The following is an 18,114-nucleotide window of genomic DNA, read 5'->3' on the forward strand; positions in this document are numbered from 1 at the left end:
ACCTGCTGCAGGGCACTCAGCAAAATGGCAGCCGCCTGTTCAGAGGTGTAGCCGTTTTGGGAGGCATAGCGCACGGCGAATTCATCGGCTGCGACTTGCGCTTTTTGTCCCTTTTCTGCTTTACGCAGCAGAAACACCGCCGATGCCGCCAAGGCGGCTGCCAAGCCCACGCCAAGGTTATCTCCCATCTGCAGCTCCACCAAAATGCCCATGCTGCCGGCCCCAATTAGGGCGGGATACAGCAATAGCGCCGACCAGTTGTCTCCCAAGGCCAGCTCGGTGGCCATCACGGCTTCCCGCAAAAAGTAGATCTTCTGTTGATCGGGGCTCAGCTTCTGCCAACGGCTCAGGTCGATGGCAAAGCGAGTGTACTTCTGCCAGGGAAAGCGCCAGAGCGGCTGCACAACCCGAGACTGGTCAGGGGATCCAATCTCGATCTGCACCTCGGGTCGGATCTCCACCGGGAGAAACTGGATCAGGCGATCGAACTCAGAAATGGTGTACATACTGGCGCCGTAGAGCTGCGGTTGGAGATGGAGATCACTACCTACCCATGGTAAAGGATTCTGGCCTTCTCTGTGGGCTAGCTCCCAAAAAGCCAAGAGCCAAGGGGCTACGCGAGCTGGGATCCCTTGCCTGCTGTGGCCGTGCTACCGGTAATTGACAAACTGCAGCGCCACCGGGTAATCCTGCTGCTTGAGCATTTGAATGACCGCCTGTAGCTCATCTTTGTCTTTGCCGGAAACCCGCACCAGATCCCCTTGAATGGAGGGCTGCACCTTCTTGAAGTTGTCGCGGATTTGCTTGGCAATCTGCTTGGCCAGCGCCGCATCGATACCTCTTTTGAGACGAACAACCTGGCGCACCCGGTTGCCAGCGGCACTCTCCGGGGGTTGAAAGTCGAAGATCTTCAGGGAGAGGCCCCGCTTGGCCGCTTTGGTGAGAAGCAGATCGCGAACGGAATTGAGAGCCATCTCATTGGCAGTGGTGATGGTCAGGGATCCCTCCTCCAGCGCAATTTCCGTCTGGGTATCCTTGAGGTCGTAGCGCTGTTTGATCTCTCGCTGGGCCTGATCCACAGCGTTCACCAACTCCTGCCGATCGAAATCGCTGACAATATCAAACGAGTAAGTGGAGGCCATAAACCCTATCTTTGCTGCCGTTCCGTATCATACGCTCTCAGATGGCCAAGGATCCCCGCTCTCCGGAGGAGTTACAACAGAAGGAAGAATCCTAACCCAAAAAGTGGGGAGCAGCAGGATGGCTGATGTTGTTTTAATTACAGGCGCTTCCGAGGGTATTGGCAGGGCCACCGCCTTTACTTTTGCCCGCGGTGGCTACCGCCTGGCGCTGGCTGCCCGCACGGCTGAAACCCTGAAGCAAACAGCCATCGAGCTGGAGCAAAGCCTCAATGCAGAAGTGTTGGCTGTCCCCACTGACGTGACGCAACCGGAACAGGTGCAAAACCTGGTGGAGGCCACCCTAGAGCGCTACGGCCGCATCGACTGCCTGATCAATAACGCCGGCATTTGCCTGAGCGGCCCCTTCCTACAGACTACGCTGGAACACTGGCAAGCCCTGATGGCGGTTAATTTTTGGGGTTACCTGTACACCATCCGGGCTGTGCTCCCCCACATGCTGAAGCGCAAACAAGGCCAGATCATCAACGTGGGCTCCATCGGCGGCAAGATGCCCCTGCCCCAGATGACTGCCTATTGTGCCAGCAAGTATGCGGTCAGTGGGCTAACGGAGGCGCTGCGTCTAGAGCTGCAACCCCATGGGATCCAGGTAATTGGCGTCCACCCCGGCCCAGTCAACAGCAGTTTTCTCAAGCGAGCCGTTTTTGTTGATGAGGCGGCGCCGGAGGTCTCTCCCGAAAGCGAGTCCCAAGGCTCAAGCAGCGCGGCGCGGCAGCGGATGCAACAGGCACTAGAGAGCTTTTGGGTCAGCCAGCCGGAAGACGTGGCTGCAGCCATTTGGGACGCCGCTCGCCAGTCGAAGTCGGAGGTCGTGGTGGGCATGGCTCAGTGGGCGGTGGGGGCCTACACCCTTTTCCCAGGGCTGGTGGGCCCGCTACTGCAAAGTGCCCGTGGCCGACTTTGAGATTCGGCAGACCATCTCGGGTAGGCGATTCTGCAGCTCTGCCAATGCCAGGGTCGAGCTTTTGTCTGTATAGTATGGTGCTAGGGTTAGATTCGGGCAGTTGCAGCGGAAGGAATTATGGTTGATTCTGTGCCTTCTCCTCCAAGTGCTCAGCAGCACATCTTGGTCGTGGAGGATCGAGATGGCCGCCGCAGCCAGGTGCTGACCGCTGCAAAATACTTCATTGGTCGCGACCTGGCCAACGACATCTGCCTCAACTCCCAATACGCCTCCCGCTACCACGCCATGCTGCTACGCGTCCCTGCTGAGAAGGAGGGAGAATACTACTACCGCATTCTCGATGGGGATCTGGAGGGTAGGCCCAGCACCAACGGCCTCCTGATCAACGGCCAGAAGCTGACCACCCACCAGCTTAAGTCGGGGGATGTGATCACCTTCGGCCCCGATGCCAAAGCCACCTACAAGATCGTCAAGGCCCCGTAGCTTCAGGGGATCCCTCCAGAGGGCGTAATTGCCGCTGAATTAGCAGCAGCAAGGCCAGCACTAGGGCTACTTCTGAGATCAAAGTGGCCAAGGCTGCTCCTCGCCAGCCCCACATCGGGATCCAAATCCCATTCAAAAGCCCGTTCAGACCCAGTGCCGCCAGTTGCAGGCGGCTGCGCGGCTTTTGCAGCCCGGCTCCGGTGAACAGGTGAGACAGCAGCAGGTGGATCCCTTCCAGCAGGATGACCGGGCTGAGCCAGCGCAGGATGAGAGCGGTTTCCTGGTAAGCCGATCCCAGCACCCAGGGGATCCCGTAGGATCCCAGCGCCATCCCCAGGGCGGCCAAACTGCCATAGCCCACCACCCAAGGGAAGAGCTGCCAGGCGTAGCGGCAGCCCTGCCGTAGGCCCTTTTGTCCTTGGCGGCACAGCTCGGCAAAGTGGCTGGTGAGCAGGGCGATCATCGGCGTTTGCGAGAAGTTGATCACCCGGTAGGCGGCGCTGTAGAGCCCCCCTGCTGCTGCCGAGGCCAGACGGGGCAAAAGCAGCTTGTCCAAATCGGTGAAGGTTTTTGCCGCCGCCAGCCCCACGGCAAAATCCCAGCCCGCCGCCAGCCGTTCCCCCAGATCTCTCCAGGCCAAGGGGGGAGAAAGCTTACTCCACCGTCCCATCCCCCGCGCCATCAGCAGCAGCACGACCAGCACCATCAGACCGTACAGCACGGCCCACTGCACCAGGGATCCCCAACCCAGAGCCACCGCTAGCAGCACAGCGCCAACCCGCCCCAGCGCCATGCTGGTATCGATGAGGGCCACGCCGGCAACCCGCTCTTGCCCGATCAGGATCCCCCTGTACACCTCAGGGATGGCGATAAACAGCAGGTCGCTCCCCAGCAGGATCCCCACCACGAGGGGGGAGATCCCGGCCAGCCAAAGGCTCAACAGAGGTGTTAACAGCAGCGTCATCCCCCCACAGCCTAGCCCGGCCAACCACAAGCTGGGGCCGATCTCCTGGGCAGCCGCCGCGGATCCCCGGCCGCTCAGGCGCTGGATCAGCAGTTCCGACTGGCCCCAATGGCCAAACGGGGCGGCCAGGTTGCTGCAGGCCAAGATGGCGGAGAACACCCCAAAGGCTTCCGGCCCCAACAGCCGCGCCAGCAGGATGAAATAGGCCCCGGACAACCCCAGGCGCAGGCCATTGCCCAGCATCAGCCAGGCAGCCTGTCGTAGCCGCTGTTGTTCTGCCCTATCCACGGCAACCCTCCTGGACGAGGCTGGCCGCAGCCGGGGATACTGGCTGAGAGAGACCGCCCAGGCATTCAACCTTGTGCGCTGGGTGGATGGGTTGCAGCTTTATTCGGCAATTCTTCATGGCCAAACTTTACCCTGTTGGCAACATCACCACATCCGCGGGACGGGATCCCAAAACCCTGTTTTCCCCCCACTCCAGGCCCCCCGACCCGCGCCGCGTCCTTCCCCCGCCCACCAGTAGCCCTCGCTGGCTGGGATCCCCGCCGGCCAAAACGGTGGGTCAGGGTTATCGGGCCCTGGTTTTGCTCCTGCTGGCCAGCGGCTTGCTCCTGGGAGGGCTGGGATCCCGCCTGGCCTACCTGCAACTGGTGCGCACCCAGTATTACCGCCAGTTGGCCGATACCAACCGCATTCGCCTCTTGCCCCAGCCGCCGGAACGGGGGCGCATTGTGGATCGCAACGGCGTGCTGCTGGCGGGCAGCCAGCTCTCCCACTCAGTCTTCCTGTGGCCGTTGGTGCAGTCGCGGCAGGGCTGGCAGGAGACGATCCCCAAGCTGGCCCAAGCCTTGAACATGGCCCCCGAAGAAATTGCCCAAAAGCTGGAACAGGCCGGCTACCGCTCCCCGTTTCCCGTACGCATCCTGCGCAACGCCAGCCCCCAGGTGGTCATTCAACTGGAAGAGATGAGCCGCGAACTGCCGGGGGTGATGGTGGAGGCGGAGACGGTGCGGTTTTATCCCCATGGCGACTTGGCCGCCCACCTGCTGGGCTATACCGGCGAGATCTCGCAAGAACAACTGCGGGCCGACCCCAGCTATCGCTTGGGGGATATCGTCGGCCTGATGGGCGTGGAGGAATTGTTCGAGAGCCATCTGCGCGGCCAGTGGGGCGGGCGCCAGGTGGAGGTGGACGCCATGGGAGAAGTGCTGCGGGTGCTGGGAGAACAAGCCCCCCAACCGGGCAACACCCTGCAGCTGACTTTGGACGTACGCCTGCAGCAGGCGGCAGAGCAAGCCCTGGGCCAGCAGAAAGGAGCAGTAGTCGCCCTGGATCCCCGCGACGGCTCGATCCTGGCCATGGCCAGCTATCCCACTTTTGATCCCAACCTCTTTTCCAGCCGCATCACCCAAGCCCAGTGGGAGAGCCTGCAACAGCAGGACTTTCCCTTCCTCAACCGCGCCCTGCGGCCCTATCCCCCCGCCAGCACCTACAAAATCATCACCACCGCTGCCGGGATCGAGTCGGGGGCCTTTCCCCCGGATACGGTGCTGCAGACCGGCCCCTACATCCAGGTGGGCGGGTGGAGGTTCTGGGACTGGAACCGTGCCGGCTTCGGGCGGCTGAACTACCGCCAGGCGATGGCCTACAGCAGCGACACCTTCTTCTACCAGATTGCCCTGGGCACCAAGGCCGCCCCCCTGCAAGAATGGTCGCGCCGCTTCGGGCTGGGGCAATTGACCGGGATCGGCCTTAAGGGGGAAGCTGCTGGGCTGGTGCCTGACGCCGACTGGAAACAGCGCCACTGGCGCGAGCCTTGGTATGTGGGCGATACGGTGAACATGTCCATCGGCCAGGGATTTATCACCGCCACGCCGCTGCAGATGGCGGTGGTCACAGCAGCGGTGGCCAACGGCGGCTGGCGGGTGCGTCCCTTGCTCTCGCAGCAGGTGATCCCGGAAAGCGCCGTGCCCCTGCGGCAGAAGGTAGGTCTCTCCCCCGCTACCCTGGAGATCTTGCAACAGGGGCTGCGGGATGTCGTGGTCTACGGCACTGGCGGCAACGCCAACCTGGGGCCGGGCTTTCCCCCTACCGCCGGCAAAACCGGCACTGCCGAGGATCCGCCGCGGCGCTCTCACGCCTGGTTTGTCGGCTATGCGCCCTCCGACCGGCCCGAATTGGTGGTCGTGGTCTTTCTGGAAAACAGTGGCGGCGGGGGTGGATCCCGGGCAGCCCCGATCTTCCGCGAGGTGATGCGGGCCTACTTCCAACGCGACCTGTGATGCCCTGGGCGGGACTTGCCCCGGCATCCGAGGGGAGTGGGTATTAGGATTATCGGTTGATCTCTCTTTGTTCCCCAAAAATTCCGCTCAGCCCCCCTAAAATCCCTTCTCCAACCGGCTTCTACCCTAACTTGGCTGTAGAATATGTCAGTGATTTGGAGCCAAACTGCCACAATCCTGCCATTCGCGCCAGCGGCGCTTTGGCGCAGTGCAGGGCAAGCCCCGCTCCTACAGACTGAGAACACTCTGGGCCGTGGTTGCTTCGCAGCCCCTCGCGAGTACGCGGCCAGAGTCGGTTTTAACCCTATTGCCTAACTCACGAGGAGATCAGGATGAACAAGGCAGAGCTTGTGGATGCCGTCGCTCATCGCGCCAACGTAACCAAAAAAGAAGCTGAAGCTGTCCTGACGGCGGCGCTGGAGATCATTGTCGAAGAGGTCGCATCCCGCGATGAAAACGGTGAACCCAAAGGGAAGGTGACCCTGGTGGGCTTCGGCTCCTTTGAGGCCCGCAAACGCAAACAACGGGAAGGTCGCAACCCAAAGACCAACGAGAAGATGGTGATCCCGGCCAGCATTGTCCCGACTTTCACCGCAGGCAAAACTTTCCGCGATGCGGTGGCAGGTGGCCACAAGTCTTCAGGAGTTTGACGAGATCCCAGCCGTTCGCGCTCCTCAGGCGGAGTTCTCTCGGTGAACCTGAGCTTTGGGATGGATAGGCGTGCAACGGCCTCAGCATGGTGGCAATCGAGCTTGGGGGGCAGCCATCGCCGGCTGCCCTGCTGAGGCTATTTTGGATTTTTCGGCTAGCCTCAACCCCCTGGGCCCTCCGCAGTCGGTTTTGCAAGCTCTGGCTCGCGCCCTGTCGGCGCCGGATCCAGTTGTGATCAGCCGCTATCCGGATCCCGACTACCGCGAGCTGCGGGCCTGTTTGGCGCGGCGCTGGGCGGTCGATCCGGAGTGGATCTTCGTGGGCAATGGGGCGGCGGAGTTGCTCACCTGGGCCGCCCGCGATGCCCAGGGGCGGGAGGTTTGGCTGCCCCGACCGGCTTTTGGGGACTATGAACGGGCCCTGCGGGCGGCGGGTGTAACCCTCAGGGGTTTGGATCTTTGGCCCTCTCAGGGATCCCCCACCCTAGCCTTGCTGCAGAAAGGGATCCGGGCGGACAAGACAGGCCGGGTGCTCTGGCTGAACAATCCTCACAACCCGACGGGCCGGCTTTTCCTCCGGCAAGACCTCTTGCCCCTCCTGACCCAGTTTGAGCAGGTGGTGGTGGATGAAGCTTTTATGGACTTTTTGCCAGGAGACGCCCCGCAGGAGCTCCCCCCTCTGGACGCCGGCTCAGAGGTGGGAGAGCTGCCCCGCAGCCAGACTTTGATCCCTCACCTGGAGGCCCACCCCAACACCATCGTCATCCGTTCGCTGACCAAGTTCTTTACCTTGCCCGGCTTGCGCATCGGCTTTGCTGTGGGGCACCCGGATCACTGGGGGCGCTGGCGGCAGTGGCGGGATCCCTGGAGCGTCAACGGATTGGCGGCGGTGGCGGTGGCGGCGGCTCTGGCGGATGAAGACTTTCGCCGGCGCACCCTGGCCTGGCTGCCGATGGCGCGGGAGCATTTGTTGAGCGGTCTGCAGGCGCTACCCGGCTGGGATCCCTGGCCCAGTCAGGCTAACTTTGTACTGGTGCGCTGCCCTGGCTCCGCTACGCAGATTCAAGAAAAGCTGTTGCGGCAGCACCGCATCCTGGTGCGGGATTGCCTGAGCTTTCCAGAGCTGGGGGATCGCTATCTGCGCATTGGCCTGAGAACCCTGACGGAGCAGGAGCAGTTGCTATCGGCCTGTCGAGAGATCTTGGAAAATAGCTAGAGAGCTTCTTTCTGGCGAGAGAGATTATGGTTGAGGTGGTGACTCCCCTTTGGCCGGAGTGCGAGGCTTCTATCGTGAAGGGGGTAGCCCACCACAGCGATCTGGAACTGCTGCGGGCCTTTCAACGGCAGCCGCAGGCGGCGCGCTACTTCATCGCCCTGTTTTGCCGCTACTGCGCCTGGGTGGATGGGATCCTGGCCGAGCATCTGCCCCCGGAGCGGCGGGCTGCCGCTCGAGAGGAGGTTTGGCTGCACCTTTATGCGCGCCTTCAGCATCTCGATGCCCGCACGCTACAGAGTGAGGGGGGCGGGGATCCGGTGCTGGCGCCCTGGCTGGCGGCGCAAATCCGCGAGCTGATCTGGTCTTTTGCGGGGCGGTCTGACGGCACGGCAGAGGGTGAGGCCACCCCTCCTCAAACCGCGAGCGCCGGTGCAGCGAAGCCCTCTCTTTCGCCAGCATTGGCCTGTTACCTGACCGCCGCTCTGGACAACTTGCCGGGAGATATGCGCTTCATTCTGCTGCTACGGGATCGGTTTGGTTGGTCACCGGATCGCATCGCCGCCCAGCTCAAAGCTGACCGGTACTACCTCGCGCCGGAAGAGGTGGATGCCATTGTTGCCTCCGCTCGCCAGCTCCTGCTTCGGCATCTGCCAGCGGATGTGCGCGACCTCTATCTTGCGGCAAATCCCTAGAAGAAGGCCTTCGGCTTGTGGCATGGTAGTAATGGCTTGCCTTTATCCCTGGGGTTGGCTCTGCGGTTGGGCAGTTCCCGGGTTCAGCACCGGCTTGGTTCTGCTTGCTTCCCAGCTCTTAGTCTGGCGAGGGTGAGTTGTCTATGAGTTTTTCTCCACTTCCCTCAGATGCTACTCGACCCCTACCAAGGGCCCAGCAAACCCAGCCAACTCCTCAACTGACGCTTCAGGAAGCGCTGAGCTGTTTACATCTGGATGAGCTCAAGGAATTGGAGCGATTTCGCCTCTGGCAACGTTTGCAGCGCAGGTCATCTGTCCCCTTGCCATGGACAGATCCTCTTGGAAGCGATATCCCCCTAGAGCGCTCTTCACCTGTGCTGATGCAAGAAATCGTGGAAGACTTGGAGGAGGAGGAAACACCACGGCCGGCGGGGGTGCTCTCCCCCCTTTGGCTCTTGCTGCTGTGGGCCCTCTCCTGTGCGGGGATCGGCTTCGGGGTGCGCTGGTTGATCTGGCCGGAAGAGCTGTCGCTTCCCCAAACCGCTGTCCTGACCCACAACATCCAAAGAGGGATCCCTGGCCAGGTGGATTTGGCCCAGTTGCCCCTGATTCCCCTGGAGCCGCTGCCGGGACAGGTAGGGGAAGAGTTCTATTCGGGGAGGCTGGATCCCAGTCAGTTGGCGCTAGGGTTGGCGAACACTCCCAATCTGGAGGAGTTGCGGGTCGAGCCCCTTCAGGATGTCCTCAACTTGTTGGACAGTCTACAAACCGACTTGGCCTCGGCTGCACAGGAACCTGCTCCTTCCCTCTCGAAAACGGTGGAGCAAGTGGCAGCCAGCCTGGAGCGCCCCTCCCAGCCTAAAGTAACCGCTGTTTCAGAATCTTTGCTCACGGTGCCCCTGAACAGCAACGATCTCGATTCCTTAGGGCCTAACCGCGGCGAAGGAACTTTTTTGGTGCTGACCACCTACTCCGGAGAGGAAAGCTTGGCGCGAGCTCGGCAAGTTGCCAATGATGCTTTTGTAAAAGATGTGAACGGCCATAAGTTTGTGCAGTTGGCAGCATTTGAACAACTGGAATATGCCCGCTACCACGCTGAAACTTTGAAGAACAAGGGCTTTAACGTCACCATTGCCGAGCAGTAGCTTTGGCCATCGGTCAGCAAGCTGCACGAAAGTTAGCTACAGTCATTCATTAGGTAGCAATGGAGCAGTTAGATCCCTAACTCCCCTCTCCCAGAGATAGGCTGAGGGTAAGCGCTGCTCGTCTTTGGCGGTCTAGAGCGGCCGGCAGCCCCCTCCAAACTGATTAGAACCGCCCTATAATTCCCTTTTTCGCAACTGACCTAGCTTTTGTAGTAGGCAGTGCCTTTATTGACAAAGTCCAACGTGTAGGCGGCTTGGTAGTTGATGGTTGGCTCAAAGACACCCGCCACTGTCATACTCTCGAAGAAGCTTTGCCAACGTTCGTGGGTCATGGCGCCAATGCCCTTTTCTAGCGCATCGCCGGACAAAATAACACCGTACTCCTTCAACTTCTCAAAGCTATAGGCCAACTGCTCATCGCTCATCTCCGGGTTATCCTGCTTGATGAGGCGATAGGCGGGGCGGGGATCCTCCAGAAAGCTGTACCAGCCCTTGATAGAGGCATCCACAAATCGCTGCACCAGGTCTGGCTTGGTTTCCACCAGTTGGCGCCGCGTCTCGATGGTTGTGGCATAGGGGTTGTAGCCGTAGTCGGCTAGGAGAAAAATTACCGGCTTAAAGCCTCCTTGTTTTTCAATGGCAAAAGGCTCAGAGGTGAGATACCCCTGCTGCGCTGAGGTGGGATCCGCCAAGAAGGGACCGGGGTTGAAGTTGTAGGGGCGGGTCTGGTCGTCGGTGAAGCCGTACTTGGCCCGCAGAAAGGGCCAGTAGGTAGTAAAAGCCCCTTTGGCCACGAAGATGGGTCGGCCCTTGAGATCCTCCAAGCGCTGGGTGCCGGGATGGGCAAGGAGAACCTGAGGGTCTTTTTGGAAAATAGCCGCCACGCAGATGAGCGGGATCCCTTCCCGCACGGCGTTGATGACTCCCGCGCTTCCCCCCATGGCAAAGTCGGCAGCTCCGCCGGCCAAAATCTGGGTAATGTTGACGCCAGGGCCGCCCATCTTGATGGTGACGTCTAGCCCATATTCGCGATAGATGCCTGTGGCCACCGCCTGGTAAAAGCCGCCATGCTCCGCCTGGGCATACCAGTTGGTAGCATAGGAAACCCGGTCAAGTTTGGATCTCTGAGCCACGATGAGAGTGGGGGAGGATCGGGCAGCCGCTGCCGCCAGCAGACTTCCCCCAAGGGCAGCAGCTCCTGCTTTGAGCAACTGACGACGGCTGAAGGTGCCGCTATTGGGTTGAGACGATCCAGTCGAGGCCATAAGCAAAGCAAAAGATGATGCCAGCATTCTACATCCCGGAGGAGACCCTGTGCGCCTGGCTACAGGAAGATCTCGGCCACGGCGATCTCACCAGCGAGCTGACGCTGCCCCCCGGAGTAGAGGGCGAGGCGGTGATCCTAGCTAAGGAGGCAGGGATCCTGGCGGGTCTGGAGATTGCCAGGCGGGTTTTCCGGCTGGTGGATCCCCAGCTGGAGTTCGCTCCCAAAGCAGAGGAAGGGGAGAGCGTGGCCGTCGGCCAAGCAGTGGTCCAGCTCAAGGGATCCCTGCGGGGGATTCTGGCAGCAGAAAGGCTAGCGCTGAACCTTCTCCAAAGGCTTTCTGGCATTGCCACCCTTACCCGCACCTACGTAGAGGCGTTGCGGGGAACCTCGACCCAGCTCCTGGACACCCGCAAGACCACCCCCGGCCTGCGCGCTCTGGAGAAATATGCGGTGCGGGTAGGAGGCGGCAAAAACCACCGCTTTGGCCTCTTCGACGGCATCTTGATTAAGGAAAACCACATTCGCGGTGCCGGCGGCATCTTGGCAGCCGTCCAGCGGGCCAAAGCAGGTGCCCCCCACCACCTCAAGGTCGAGGTTGAGGTGCGCAACCTCCAGGAGCTGGAGGAGGCTTTGGCGGCAGGCGCCGATCTAATCCTTCTCGATAACTTCCCCTTGGAGCAGATTCGGGCTGCCGTTCAACGGGTAGGGGGGAAAGTTCCCCTAGAAGCCAGCGGCAACATGAACCTAGAGCGCGCCCGGCAAGCGGCGGAGGCAGGCGTTGACTACATCAGTGTGGGGGCCCTGACTCACTCGGCCAAGGCCCTGGATCTCTCCTTGCTCGTGGTGCGGCCCTGAGGTTTGCCCCAGGGAGCGCTGTTTCTAATGCTAGGCTAGGTAACAATCCCGCCTAAAGCAGGAAGGCCAGTTGCTGCCTGCTGGCAACTTCTCCTTAGCCCCGCACCAGTCCAGATCTGCACCCGTGGCCGGCCCAGCCAAAACAGAAGGTTCACCATGACCCAAGAAACCCTTGTCCAGGAAATTGCTCGACTCAAGCAGGAAAGGCAGGCCGTTATCCTAGCCCACTCCTACCAACTCCCCGAGGTGCAGGAAGTGGCGGACTTTGTGGGAGACTCCCTGGGCCTGGCCCGCGCGGCCCAAAAGACAGATGCCCAGGTCATTGTCTTTGCTGGCGTCCACTTCATGGCCGAGACGGCAGCTATCCTCAACCCGGAAAAGACGGTGCTGCTGCCGGATCTAGAGGCGGGCTGCTCCCTGGCGGACAGCATCCGGCCTGAGGATGTGCGGCGCTGGAAGGAGGCCAACCCCGAGGGGCTGGTGGTGGCCTATGTCAACACGGCCGCCGAGATTAAAGCCCTGGCCGATGTCTGCGTTACCAGCGCCAACGCTGTGCAGGTGGTGGCCAGCCTGCCGCCGGATCGCCCCATCTTCTTTGTGCCGGATATGTTCCTGGGGGCCTATGTAGCCCAGACAACGGGGAGGGAGTTGGATCTGTTCCCCGGCGAGTGCCACGTCCATGTGGGCATTCGCGAGGAGCACCTCAAGGCAATGGCAGAGAAGCACCCGGAGGCGGAGTTCCTCATCCACCCCGAGTGCAGTTGCGGCTCCAGTTGTCTATTTCTCAAGCCGGACGCCAAGCTCCTTTCTACCGAGGGGATGGTGCGTTATGCCAGAACTTCGGCCAGCCGCGAGTTTGTGGTTGCCACCGAGGTGGGCATTCTCCACCGGCTGCAAAAAGAGGCCCCCGATAAGACCTTTATCCCCGTCAAGGCGGACGCCGTCTGCGAGTATATGAAAAAAATTACCCTGGAGAAGATCTACCGCTCCCTAGTGGAGATGCGCTACGTGATCCAGGTGCCGGAGGCGGTGGCCGAAAAAGCCCGCAAGTCCATCCTGGCCATGCTGTCAGTGCCTGCTGGAGCCTAGAGGGAGCACCCTTGGCGAGGGTCTGTTTTTCCAGTGTTGTCTACGTCTTTCCTAGCGGAAACAGACCTCTTGATCCTGGGGGCAGGGGTGGCAGGGATCTATGCAGCCCTGTGGGCGGAAGCAGAGGGAGCCAGAACCCTGGTGGTAAGCAAGGATCCCTTGCCTTCTGGATCCACTCCTTGGGCGCAGGGGGGGATAGCTTTTCCACTGGATGCAGCAGATGTGGAAGCCCACCTCCAGGACACCCTGCAAGCAGGCCGTGGCTTGGTGGAAGTGGAGGTGGCCCGCTCCATCCTGCAGGAAGCCCCCTTTCACCTGGAGAGGCTTTTGTCCTGGGGGCTGCCCTTCCATCCGGAGCCGGTGCGGGAAGGGGGCCACTCGCGGGCGCGGATACGCCATCTGGGAGGGGATCGGAGCGGGCTGTGGCTGCTGCAAGGTTTGCTGGCTCGCCTAAACAAGCCGCCTCTCCAGGGATACACAGCCCTCAGCCTTTTGATGGCAGGAGACAGGGTAGGGGGAGCCCTGCTGCTGGGGCCAGATGGGCCACTGCAGGTGAAAGCAGGGGCAGTTCTCTTAGCTACAGGCGGGTTTGGCAGCCTTTTCCCCCTCTCGACGGCTCCGCCGGGGGCCAGCGGGGATGGGATGGCCTTGGCCTGGCGGGCAGGAGCTGTCCTAAGGGATCTGGAGTTTGTGCAGTTTCACCCCACCGCCTTGCCCAATGGAGCCCTGGTCAGTGAGGCTGCCCGAGGGGCAGGGGCCGTGCTTCTCAACGCCTGGGGGGAGCGCTTTATGCCTTGCTATACGGAGCTGGGCGAGCTGGCGCCGCGGGATGTGGTGGCCCAGGCGGTGTTCTGGGAGCGGCAGCGGACGGGGGGAGTTTATCTTGATCTACGGGCTGTGCCAGAGCTGGAGGAGCGCTTTCCCACCGTTGTTGCCTCTGCCCGCGCTTTGGGGCTGGATCCTGGAAAAGACCTCCTGCCGGTTGCTCCCGCTGCCCACTACGTCATGGGCGGGGTGCGAACGGATGCCTTTGGCTTCACTGGCCTGCCGGGCCTCTATGCTGCCGGGGAGGTGGCTTCCACAGGGTTGCACGGGGCAAACCGTTTGGCTTCCAACAGCCTCTTGGAAGGGCTGGTCATGGGCAAGCGAGCTGCTCTGGCTGCCCTGCGGGACCTCCAGGAGCCACCCCTTCAGGTGCAGGCTCTACCTGTGCTGACCGCGCCGCCCTCTCTTCTTCCCGAGCTTAGGCAGCAGGTGGGAGAGGCGCTGGGCGTGGTGCGGGAGGGAGAGCGGCTGCGGGCTTTTCTGGCTTTTGCAGAAGCCCTGCCCCTGGAGGAGAAGCCCTGGGCCAGCCGGGAGGAGGTCGAGGCCGGGAGTTTGTTGCTGCTTGCCCGCCTGGTGGGGCAAGGGGCTCTGTTGCGAGAGGAAAGTCGCGGATCCCACTTCCGCAGGGATTTTCCCCAAGAAGGAGAGCCTTTCCATACCGAGGCGTGGGGCTCTACCTTGAAGCAGACGCCGCTAGGTCTAGCGGCCGCACCAGAGGGGGATCCTGCCTAGGCGTTCCAGGCGTGGTGGAAAACCCCCGGCCTGTCGATGCGCTCAAAGGTGTGGGCGCCAAAGAAATCCCGCTGGGCTTGGGTGAGGTTCTGGGGCAGCTCGGCAGTGCGGTAGCTGTCGTAGTAGGCCAGGGAAGCGCTAATGGCCGGGATCGGGATCCCTAGGGTAGCCGCGGTGGTCACCACCCGCCGCCAGGATCCCTGCCGTTCCTGGATGGCCTGCTGAAACTCCTCATCCAAAAGCAGGTTGACCAGCTCCGGATCCCGCTGGTAGGCCGCCTGGATCCTGCTCAGGAGGCGGGCGCGGATGATGCAGCCCCCCTTCCAGATGCGAGGGATCTCGCTAAAGGGGTAAACATAGCCGTGGGCAACGGTGGCTTGCTTGAGCAGCGCCATCCCCTGGGCGTAGGAGCAGATCTTGGAACAGTAGAGGGCGGCGCGCAGATCCTGGAGGAAGCGGTCGGGATCCCCTTCAAAGGCTGTTCCCGGCCCTGGCAACTGCTGCGAGGCGGCCACCCGCTCTTCCTTCATCGAGGAGAGGAGGCGGGCCTGCACTGCCGCCTCAATGGTGGGCACCGGCACCCCCAGATCCAGGGCGTCCTTGACCGTCCACAGGCCCGTGCCCTTCTGGCCTGCCTTGTCCAAGATGAGATCCACCAGCGGCTTGCCCGTCTCCGGATCCAGCGTCCCCAAGATCTTGGCGGTAATCTCAATCAAAAACGACTCCAGCTCCGTCTCGTTCCAGGCCTGGAAGATCTCCTGCATCTGGGGGGCTGACAGCTTCAGCCCCCTGCGCATGAGGTCGTAGGCCTCGGCAATCAGTTGCATGTCGCCGTATTCGATGCCGTTGTGCACCATCTTCACGTAGTGCCCGCCCCCTTTGGGTCCCAGGTAGGTGACGCAGGGGCCGTCCGGCACTTGGGCGGCAATTTTGGTGAGGATAGGCTCCAGTTGGCGGTAGGCTTCCAGGCTGCCGCCGGGCATGAGGCTAGGGCCGTTAAGGGCACCTTCTTCCCCGCCGCTCACCCCCATGCCGACAAAGTGGATCCCGCTGGCTTCTAGGGCCTCGGCACGCCGGTCGGTGTCGCTGTAGAGGGAGTTGCCGCCATCGATGAGGATGTCGCCTGGCTCCAGCAGCGGCCTGAGCTCGTCGAGGATGGCATCCACTGGCGGGCCTGCCTTGACCATGATCAAGATTTTGCGGGGCCGCTCCAACAGTTGCACCAATTCGGGCAGGCTGTAGGCAGGGGTAATCTGCTTGCCTTGGGCCCGCCCTTGCATGAACTGCTCGGTTCTGGCGCGAGTCCGGTTGTAGACCGCAACAGGAAAGCCATTGCGCTCGACGTTGAGGGCCAGGTTTTCCCCCATCACCGCCAGGCCAATGACTGCGAAGCTGGGCTTGCTCATGGTGGGGCAGGGTCAACACCTTCCCCAATCTAAAGGGCAATCCAGCCAAGAGGGTTCAGGGATCCTGTTTTCTTCACCTTTGCCGGCTTTCAGGGGCAGCCTAGACTTGCGCGGGTGGCAACGCCTGTTACGGGATGGGATCCCTCAGCCCGCTGGCACAATTCCCGCAGGGCTGCCCGATCCACATAGGCGTCGCTAAAGTCAGCGCCGCCAATCTGCGCCCCTTGCCAAACCGCCCGCGCAGCAATGGCTCCCCTGAGGTTGGCCCCCCTGAGGTCGGCGCCTGCTAGGTTGGCCAGATCCAACAGGCTGTTGCTGAGATCTGCCCCCGCCAGGTTGGCCCCCGCCAGATTGGCTTTGGTAAAGGCCACGCCGGCAAGGTTGGCCCCATGCAGATCGGCACCCTGCAGGTTGGCGCTGACAAAACTGCTGCCCCGCCAGTCCTGACCCGACAGATCCTGCCCCTGCAGATCGGCATTGCTAAAGTTGAGACGAGTTTGGGATCCCGCCGGGGATCCCCACAGCAACAGCGTTGCCCCCAGCAGGATCCCCAGGGAAAAGCGGATCCAAGGATTGGGCTGCAACAGCATTTGGGATCCCTCCTTGCGGCTGAAGTTTTTCCTATTTTGGCCTTGGCGGCAGCCACTCCTGTTGGCATCGCCACCACTCTGGGCAAAACTGGGTGGAGCCGTCCCTCCCGTTTCAACGCTGCTATGAAGGTGGCCTACTTGGACTGCGCGGCAGGCATTGCCGGCGATATGTGCTTGGGGGCTCTGCTGGATTGCGGGGTGCCCCTGGAGTATCTCAACCAGCAGCTCCAGGCGCTGGGCATCGAAGGAGAATACAGCCTGCAGGTATGCCGGGTGCAGCGGTGCGGCCAGCCGGCTCTGCAAGCGGTGGTGGAGGTGTTGGACGAGTCCCCGCCCGCCCGCTCCTGGAGGGAGATCCAGGCTTTGATTGCCGGATCCCGCTTGGCCCCTGCGGTCAAGGCCCGCAGCCTCAAAGTTTTTGAGAAACTGGCGCAGGCAGAGGCAAAAGTCCATCAGGTGCCCCTAGAAAAAGTGCATTTCCACGAGGTGGGGGCCGTCGATGCCCTGGTGGATATCGTCGGCACCTGTATCGGCCTGGATTGGCTGCAGGTGGAGCGGGTGATCTCCTCTCCCCATCCCATTGGCGGTGGCTGGGTGAGCACCAAACATGGCCAACTGGCGGTGCCCGTGCCGGCGGTGATTGAGCTGTGGGAAATGGGACGGGTGCCGGTGTTTAGCAACGGCGTGGAGGCCGAGCTGGTTACCCCCACCGGCGCAGCCCTGGCGGTGGCGCTGGCAGAAGCGTTTGGGCCCTGTCCACCGCTGCGGCTGGAAAAAGTGGGGCGCGGGGCCGGCAGCCGCGAGTTGCCCATTCCCAACATCTTTCGTCTTTGGATTGGTCAGTCCCAGGGGGAAGAGCCAACCGAGATCGTCTCAGTGTTGCAAACTCAGATTGACGACCTCAACCCCCAAGTGATTGCTTATACCTGCGAGCAGTTGCTGGCCCTCGGCGCCTGGGACGTGTTTACCCAGCCCATCACCATGAAGCAGGGACGGCCGGGGGTGTTGTTGACGGTAATCTGCCCGCCGGATCGGGTGCCGGAGTGCCAGGAGCTCATCTTCCGGGAAACCACCACCCTGGGCATCCGCCACTCCCAGCAGCAGCGCACCGTCCTGGAGCGCCGGATCGAGCGGGTGGAAACCCCCTACGGCCTGGTGGACATCAAGGTGGCCTATCACCATGGCCGCCTTGTCAACGCCCAGCCGGAGTTCCGCGACTGCGTGGCCCGCGCCCAAGCGTTTCGCGTGCCGGTTCAGACGGTGTGGCTGGCGGCCCAAGCGGCCTGGCAAAAGCGGTTGCAAGGGGATCCCGACTGAAAACAGAAGCTTTGGGCAAAAGTAGGCTGGACATAAACCCTATCAGCACTGGCTCAGCATGGGCAGCGGGGCTCCTCCTCAGAGGCGAAGGGATTTGCTCCTGGTGGACCAAGAAGGGATCCCTGGCCTGCTAGCCTGAAAGATGTCGATCTCACCCTCTTGCCCACGACCACAACCATGGAATCCCAAGCCGCTCAATTTAATTTCGACCGCAAACTTTGGGACCGCTTTATCACGGTAGCTCAGCCCTACTTTTATCCGCGGGTGCGCTACGGGGGCTGGATTTTCTTTGGCTTGCTGGCAGCGGCCATGGTGTTTGTGGTTGCCTTGATGTTCTTTGTGGAGATTGGGGTGACCTTGGTTGGTCAGGCCCTGTTCCCAGAGTTTTTTACCAATGTAGCAGCCGGGCTGGTGGCGCAAACGGAGAGAAACTTGGCCTCGCCGCTGCTGTGGGTGGCCGCAGCCAGCTTGGCTCTGAGCAGCCTGGCCTTTGGG

Annotated in this window: 17 protein-coding genes and 1 pseudogene; 12 read left to right on the forward strand and 6 right to left on the reverse strand. The window is 61.7% G+C overall.

Annotated features, from left to right (window positions below; all coding sequences use genetic code 11):
* Both NW863_RS06690 and NW863_RS06695 read right to left on the reverse strand, forming a co-directional pair.
* Nucleotides 1-506, reverse strand: a 506-nt coding sequence (locus NW863_RS06690; protein ID WP_414365418.1) for a DUF3318 domain-containing protein, incomplete at its 3' end; no start/stop codon positions are given.
* A gap of 144 nt (nucleotides 507-650) precedes the next feature.
* Complete coding sequence (locus NW863_RS06695) at nucleotides 651-1,142, reverse strand: YajQ family cyclic di-GMP-binding protein (protein ID WP_414365420.1); 492 nt, start codon at nucleotides 1,140-1,142, stop codon at nucleotides 651-653.
* Nucleotides 1,143-1,260: 118 nt separating this feature from the next.
* Between NW863_RS06695 and NW863_RS06700 the strand changes: the two genes are divergently transcribed.
* Entirely contained in the window at nucleotides 1,261-2,103 is an 843-nt protein-coding gene (locus NW863_RS06700) for an SDR family oxidoreductase (RefSeq protein WP_414365422.1), read from the forward strand.
* Nucleotides 2,104-2,220: 117 nt separating this feature from the next.
* Nucleotides 2,221-2,586 carry an FHA domain-containing protein gene (locus tag NW863_RS06705; protein ID WP_414365424.1) on the forward strand — a complete coding sequence of 122 codons (366 nt, stop codon included), beginning with the start codon at nucleotides 2,221-2,223 and terminating at the stop codon, nucleotides 2,584-2,586.
* Here NW863_RS06705 and NW863_RS06710 read toward each other — a convergent pair.
* Nucleotides 2,573-3,838, reverse strand: a complete 1,266-nt coding sequence (locus NW863_RS06710; RefSeq protein WP_414365426.1) for a lipopolysaccharide biosynthesis protein — start codon at nucleotides 3,836-3,838, stop codon at nucleotides 2,573-2,575. The two genes, NW863_RS06705 and NW863_RS06710, sit on opposite strands and share 14 nt — an antisense overlap.
* A gap of 116 nt (nucleotides 3,839-3,954) precedes the next feature.
* Here NW863_RS06710 and mrdA point away from each other — a divergent pair, with 116 nt between their 5' ends.
* The 5 genes from mrdA (at nucleotide 3,955) to NW863_RS06735 (ending at nucleotide 9,538) form a co-directional block, all read left to right on the forward strand.
* Entirely contained in the window at nucleotides 3,955-5,835 is a 1,881-nt protein-coding gene (gene mrdA, locus NW863_RS06715; RefSeq protein WP_414365428.1) for a penicillin-binding protein 2, read from the forward strand.
* 332 nt (nucleotides 5,836-6,167) lie between these two features.
* Complete coding sequence (locus tag NW863_RS06720) at nucleotides 6,168-6,485, forward strand: HU family DNA-binding protein (RefSeq protein ID WP_011429825.1); 318 nt, start codon at nucleotides 6,168-6,170, stop codon at nucleotides 6,483-6,485.
* Nucleotides 6,486-6,555: 70 nt separating this feature from the next.
* On the forward strand, nucleotides 6,556-7,701 hold the full coding sequence (locus NW863_RS06725; protein WP_414365430.1) for a pyridoxal phosphate-dependent aminotransferase: 1,146 nt from the start codon (nucleotides 6,556-6,558) through the stop codon (nucleotides 7,699-7,701).
* A gap of 26 nt (nucleotides 7,702-7,727) precedes the next feature.
* Entirely contained in the window at nucleotides 7,728-8,393 is a 666-nt protein-coding gene (locus NW863_RS06730) for a hypothetical protein (RefSeq protein WP_414365431.1), read from the forward strand.
* Between the two features lie 380 nt (nucleotides 8,394-8,773).
* A complete protein-coding gene (locus NW863_RS06735; RefSeq protein ID WP_414365446.1) occupies nucleotides 8,774-9,538 on the forward strand; it encodes a hypothetical protein in 765 nt (254 codons plus the stop codon).
* Between the two features lie 200 nt (nucleotides 9,539-9,738).
* Here the strand turns inward: NW863_RS06735 and NW863_RS06740 are convergent, their stop codons facing one another.
* A complete protein-coding gene (locus NW863_RS06740; RefSeq protein ID WP_414365433.1) occupies nucleotides 9,739-10,803 on the reverse strand; it encodes an ABC transporter substrate-binding protein in 1,065 nt (354 codons plus the stop codon).
* A 14-nt stretch (nucleotides 10,804-10,817) separates the two neighbouring features.
* On the opposite strand from NW863_RS06740, the gene nadC reads away from it, so the two are divergent.
* The 3 genes from nadC to NW863_RS06755 all read left to right on the forward strand — a co-directional run bounded on the left by nadC (nucleotide 10,818) and on the right by NW863_RS06755 (nucleotide 14,306).
* Nucleotides 10,818-11,660 carry a carboxylating nicotinate-nucleotide diphosphorylase gene (gene nadC / locus NW863_RS06745; RefSeq protein ID WP_414365435.1) on the forward strand — a complete coding sequence of 281 codons (843 nt, stop codon included), beginning with the start codon at nucleotides 10,818-10,820 and terminating at the stop codon, nucleotides 11,658-11,660.
* A 156-nt stretch (nucleotides 11,661-11,816) separates the two neighbouring features.
* Nucleotides 11,817-12,749: a quinolinate synthase NadA gene (nadA, locus tag NW863_RS06750; RefSeq protein WP_414365436.1), complete on the forward strand. Its 933-nt coding sequence runs from the start codon at nucleotides 11,817-11,819 to the stop codon at nucleotides 12,747-12,749.
* Nucleotides 12,750-12,782: 33 nt separating this feature from the next.
* Nucleotides 12,783-14,306: an L-aspartate oxidase gene (locus tag NW863_RS06755; protein ID WP_414365438.1), complete on the forward strand. Its 1,524-nt coding sequence runs from the start codon at nucleotides 12,783-12,785 to the stop codon at nucleotides 14,304-14,306.
* On the opposite strand, the gene gndA is transcribed toward NW863_RS06755, so the two are convergent.
* Nucleotides 14,303-15,712, reverse strand: coding sequence for an NADP-dependent phosphogluconate dehydrogenase (gene gndA, locus NW863_RS06760; RefSeq protein WP_414365439.1), 1,410 nt, complete (start codon nucleotides 15,710-15,712; stop codon nucleotides 14,303-14,305). The genes NW863_RS06755 and gndA overlap by 4 nt on opposite strands.
* A gap of 89 nt (nucleotides 15,713-15,801) precedes the next feature.
* Nucleotides 15,802-16,302, reverse strand: a complete 501-nt coding sequence (locus NW863_RS06765; protein ID WP_414365441.1) for a pentapeptide repeat-containing protein — start codon at nucleotides 16,300-16,302, stop codon at nucleotides 15,802-15,804.
* Between the two features lie 123 nt (nucleotides 16,303-16,425).
* On the opposite strand from NW863_RS06765, the gene larC reads away from it, so the two are divergent.
* Nucleotides 16,426-17,619 carry a nickel pincer cofactor biosynthesis protein LarC gene (larC, locus tag NW863_RS06770; protein WP_414365448.1) on the forward strand — a complete coding sequence of 398 codons (1,194 nt, stop codon included), beginning with the start codon at nucleotides 16,426-16,428 and terminating at the stop codon, nucleotides 17,617-17,619.
* Nucleotides 17,620-17,796: 177 nt separating this feature from the next.
* A pseudogene (locus NW863_RS06775) lies at nucleotides 17,797-18,114 on the forward strand (ABC transporter ATP-binding protein); the annotation flags it as partial.

This window comes from Synechococcus sp. B60.1 (assembly GCF_047462555.1).
GTDB lineage: Bacteria > Cyanobacteriota > Cyanobacteriia > Thermostichales > Thermostichaceae > Thermostichus.

Coding starts and splice junctions, on each gene's coding strand:
- NW863_RS06695 (WP_414365420.1), bottom strand. CDS start 1,142: ATGGCCTCCACTTACTCGTTTGATATTGTCAGCGATTTCGATCGGCAG.
- NW863_RS06700 (WP_414365422.1), top strand. CDS start 1,261: ATGGCTGATGTTGTTTTAATTACAGGCGCTTCCGAGGGTATTGGCAGG.
- NW863_RS06705 (WP_414365424.1), top strand. CDS start 2,221: ATGGTTGATTCTGTGCCTTCTCCTCCAAGTGCTCAGCAGCACATCTTG.
- mrdA (WP_414365428.1), top strand. CDS start 3,955: ATGGCCAAACTTTACCCTGTTGGCAACATCACCACATCCGCGGGACGG.
- NW863_RS06720 (WP_011429825.1), top strand. CDS start 6,168: ATGAACAAGGCAGAGCTTGTGGATGCCGTCGCTCATCGCGCCAACGTA.
- NW863_RS06730 (WP_414365431.1), top strand. CDS start 7,728: ATGGTTGAGGTGGTGACTCCCCTTTGGCCGGAGTGCGAGGCTTCTATC.
- NW863_RS06735 (WP_414365446.1), top strand. CDS start 8,774: ATGCAAGAAATCGTGGAAGACTTGGAGGAGGAGGAAACACCACGGCCG.
- NW863_RS06740 (WP_414365433.1), bottom strand. CDS start 10,803: ATGGCCTCGACTGGATCGTCTCAACCCAATAGCGGCACCTTCAGCCGT.
- nadC (WP_414365435.1), top strand. CDS start 10,818: ATGATGCCAGCATTCTACATCCCGGAGGAGACCCTGTGCGCCTGGCTA.
- nadA (WP_414365436.1), top strand. CDS start 11,817: ATGACCCAAGAAACCCTTGTCCAGGAAATTGCTCGACTCAAGCAGGAA.
- gndA (WP_414365439.1), bottom strand. CDS start 15,712: ATGAGCAAGCCCAGCTTCGCAGTCATTGGCCTGGCGGTGATGGGGGAA.
- NW863_RS06765 (WP_414365441.1), bottom strand. CDS start 16,302: ATGCTGTTGCAGCCCAATCCTTGGATCCGCTTTTCCCTGGGGATCCTG.
- larC (WP_414365448.1), top strand. CDS start 16,426: ATGAAGGTGGCCTACTTGGACTGCGCGGCAGGCATTGCCGGCGATATG.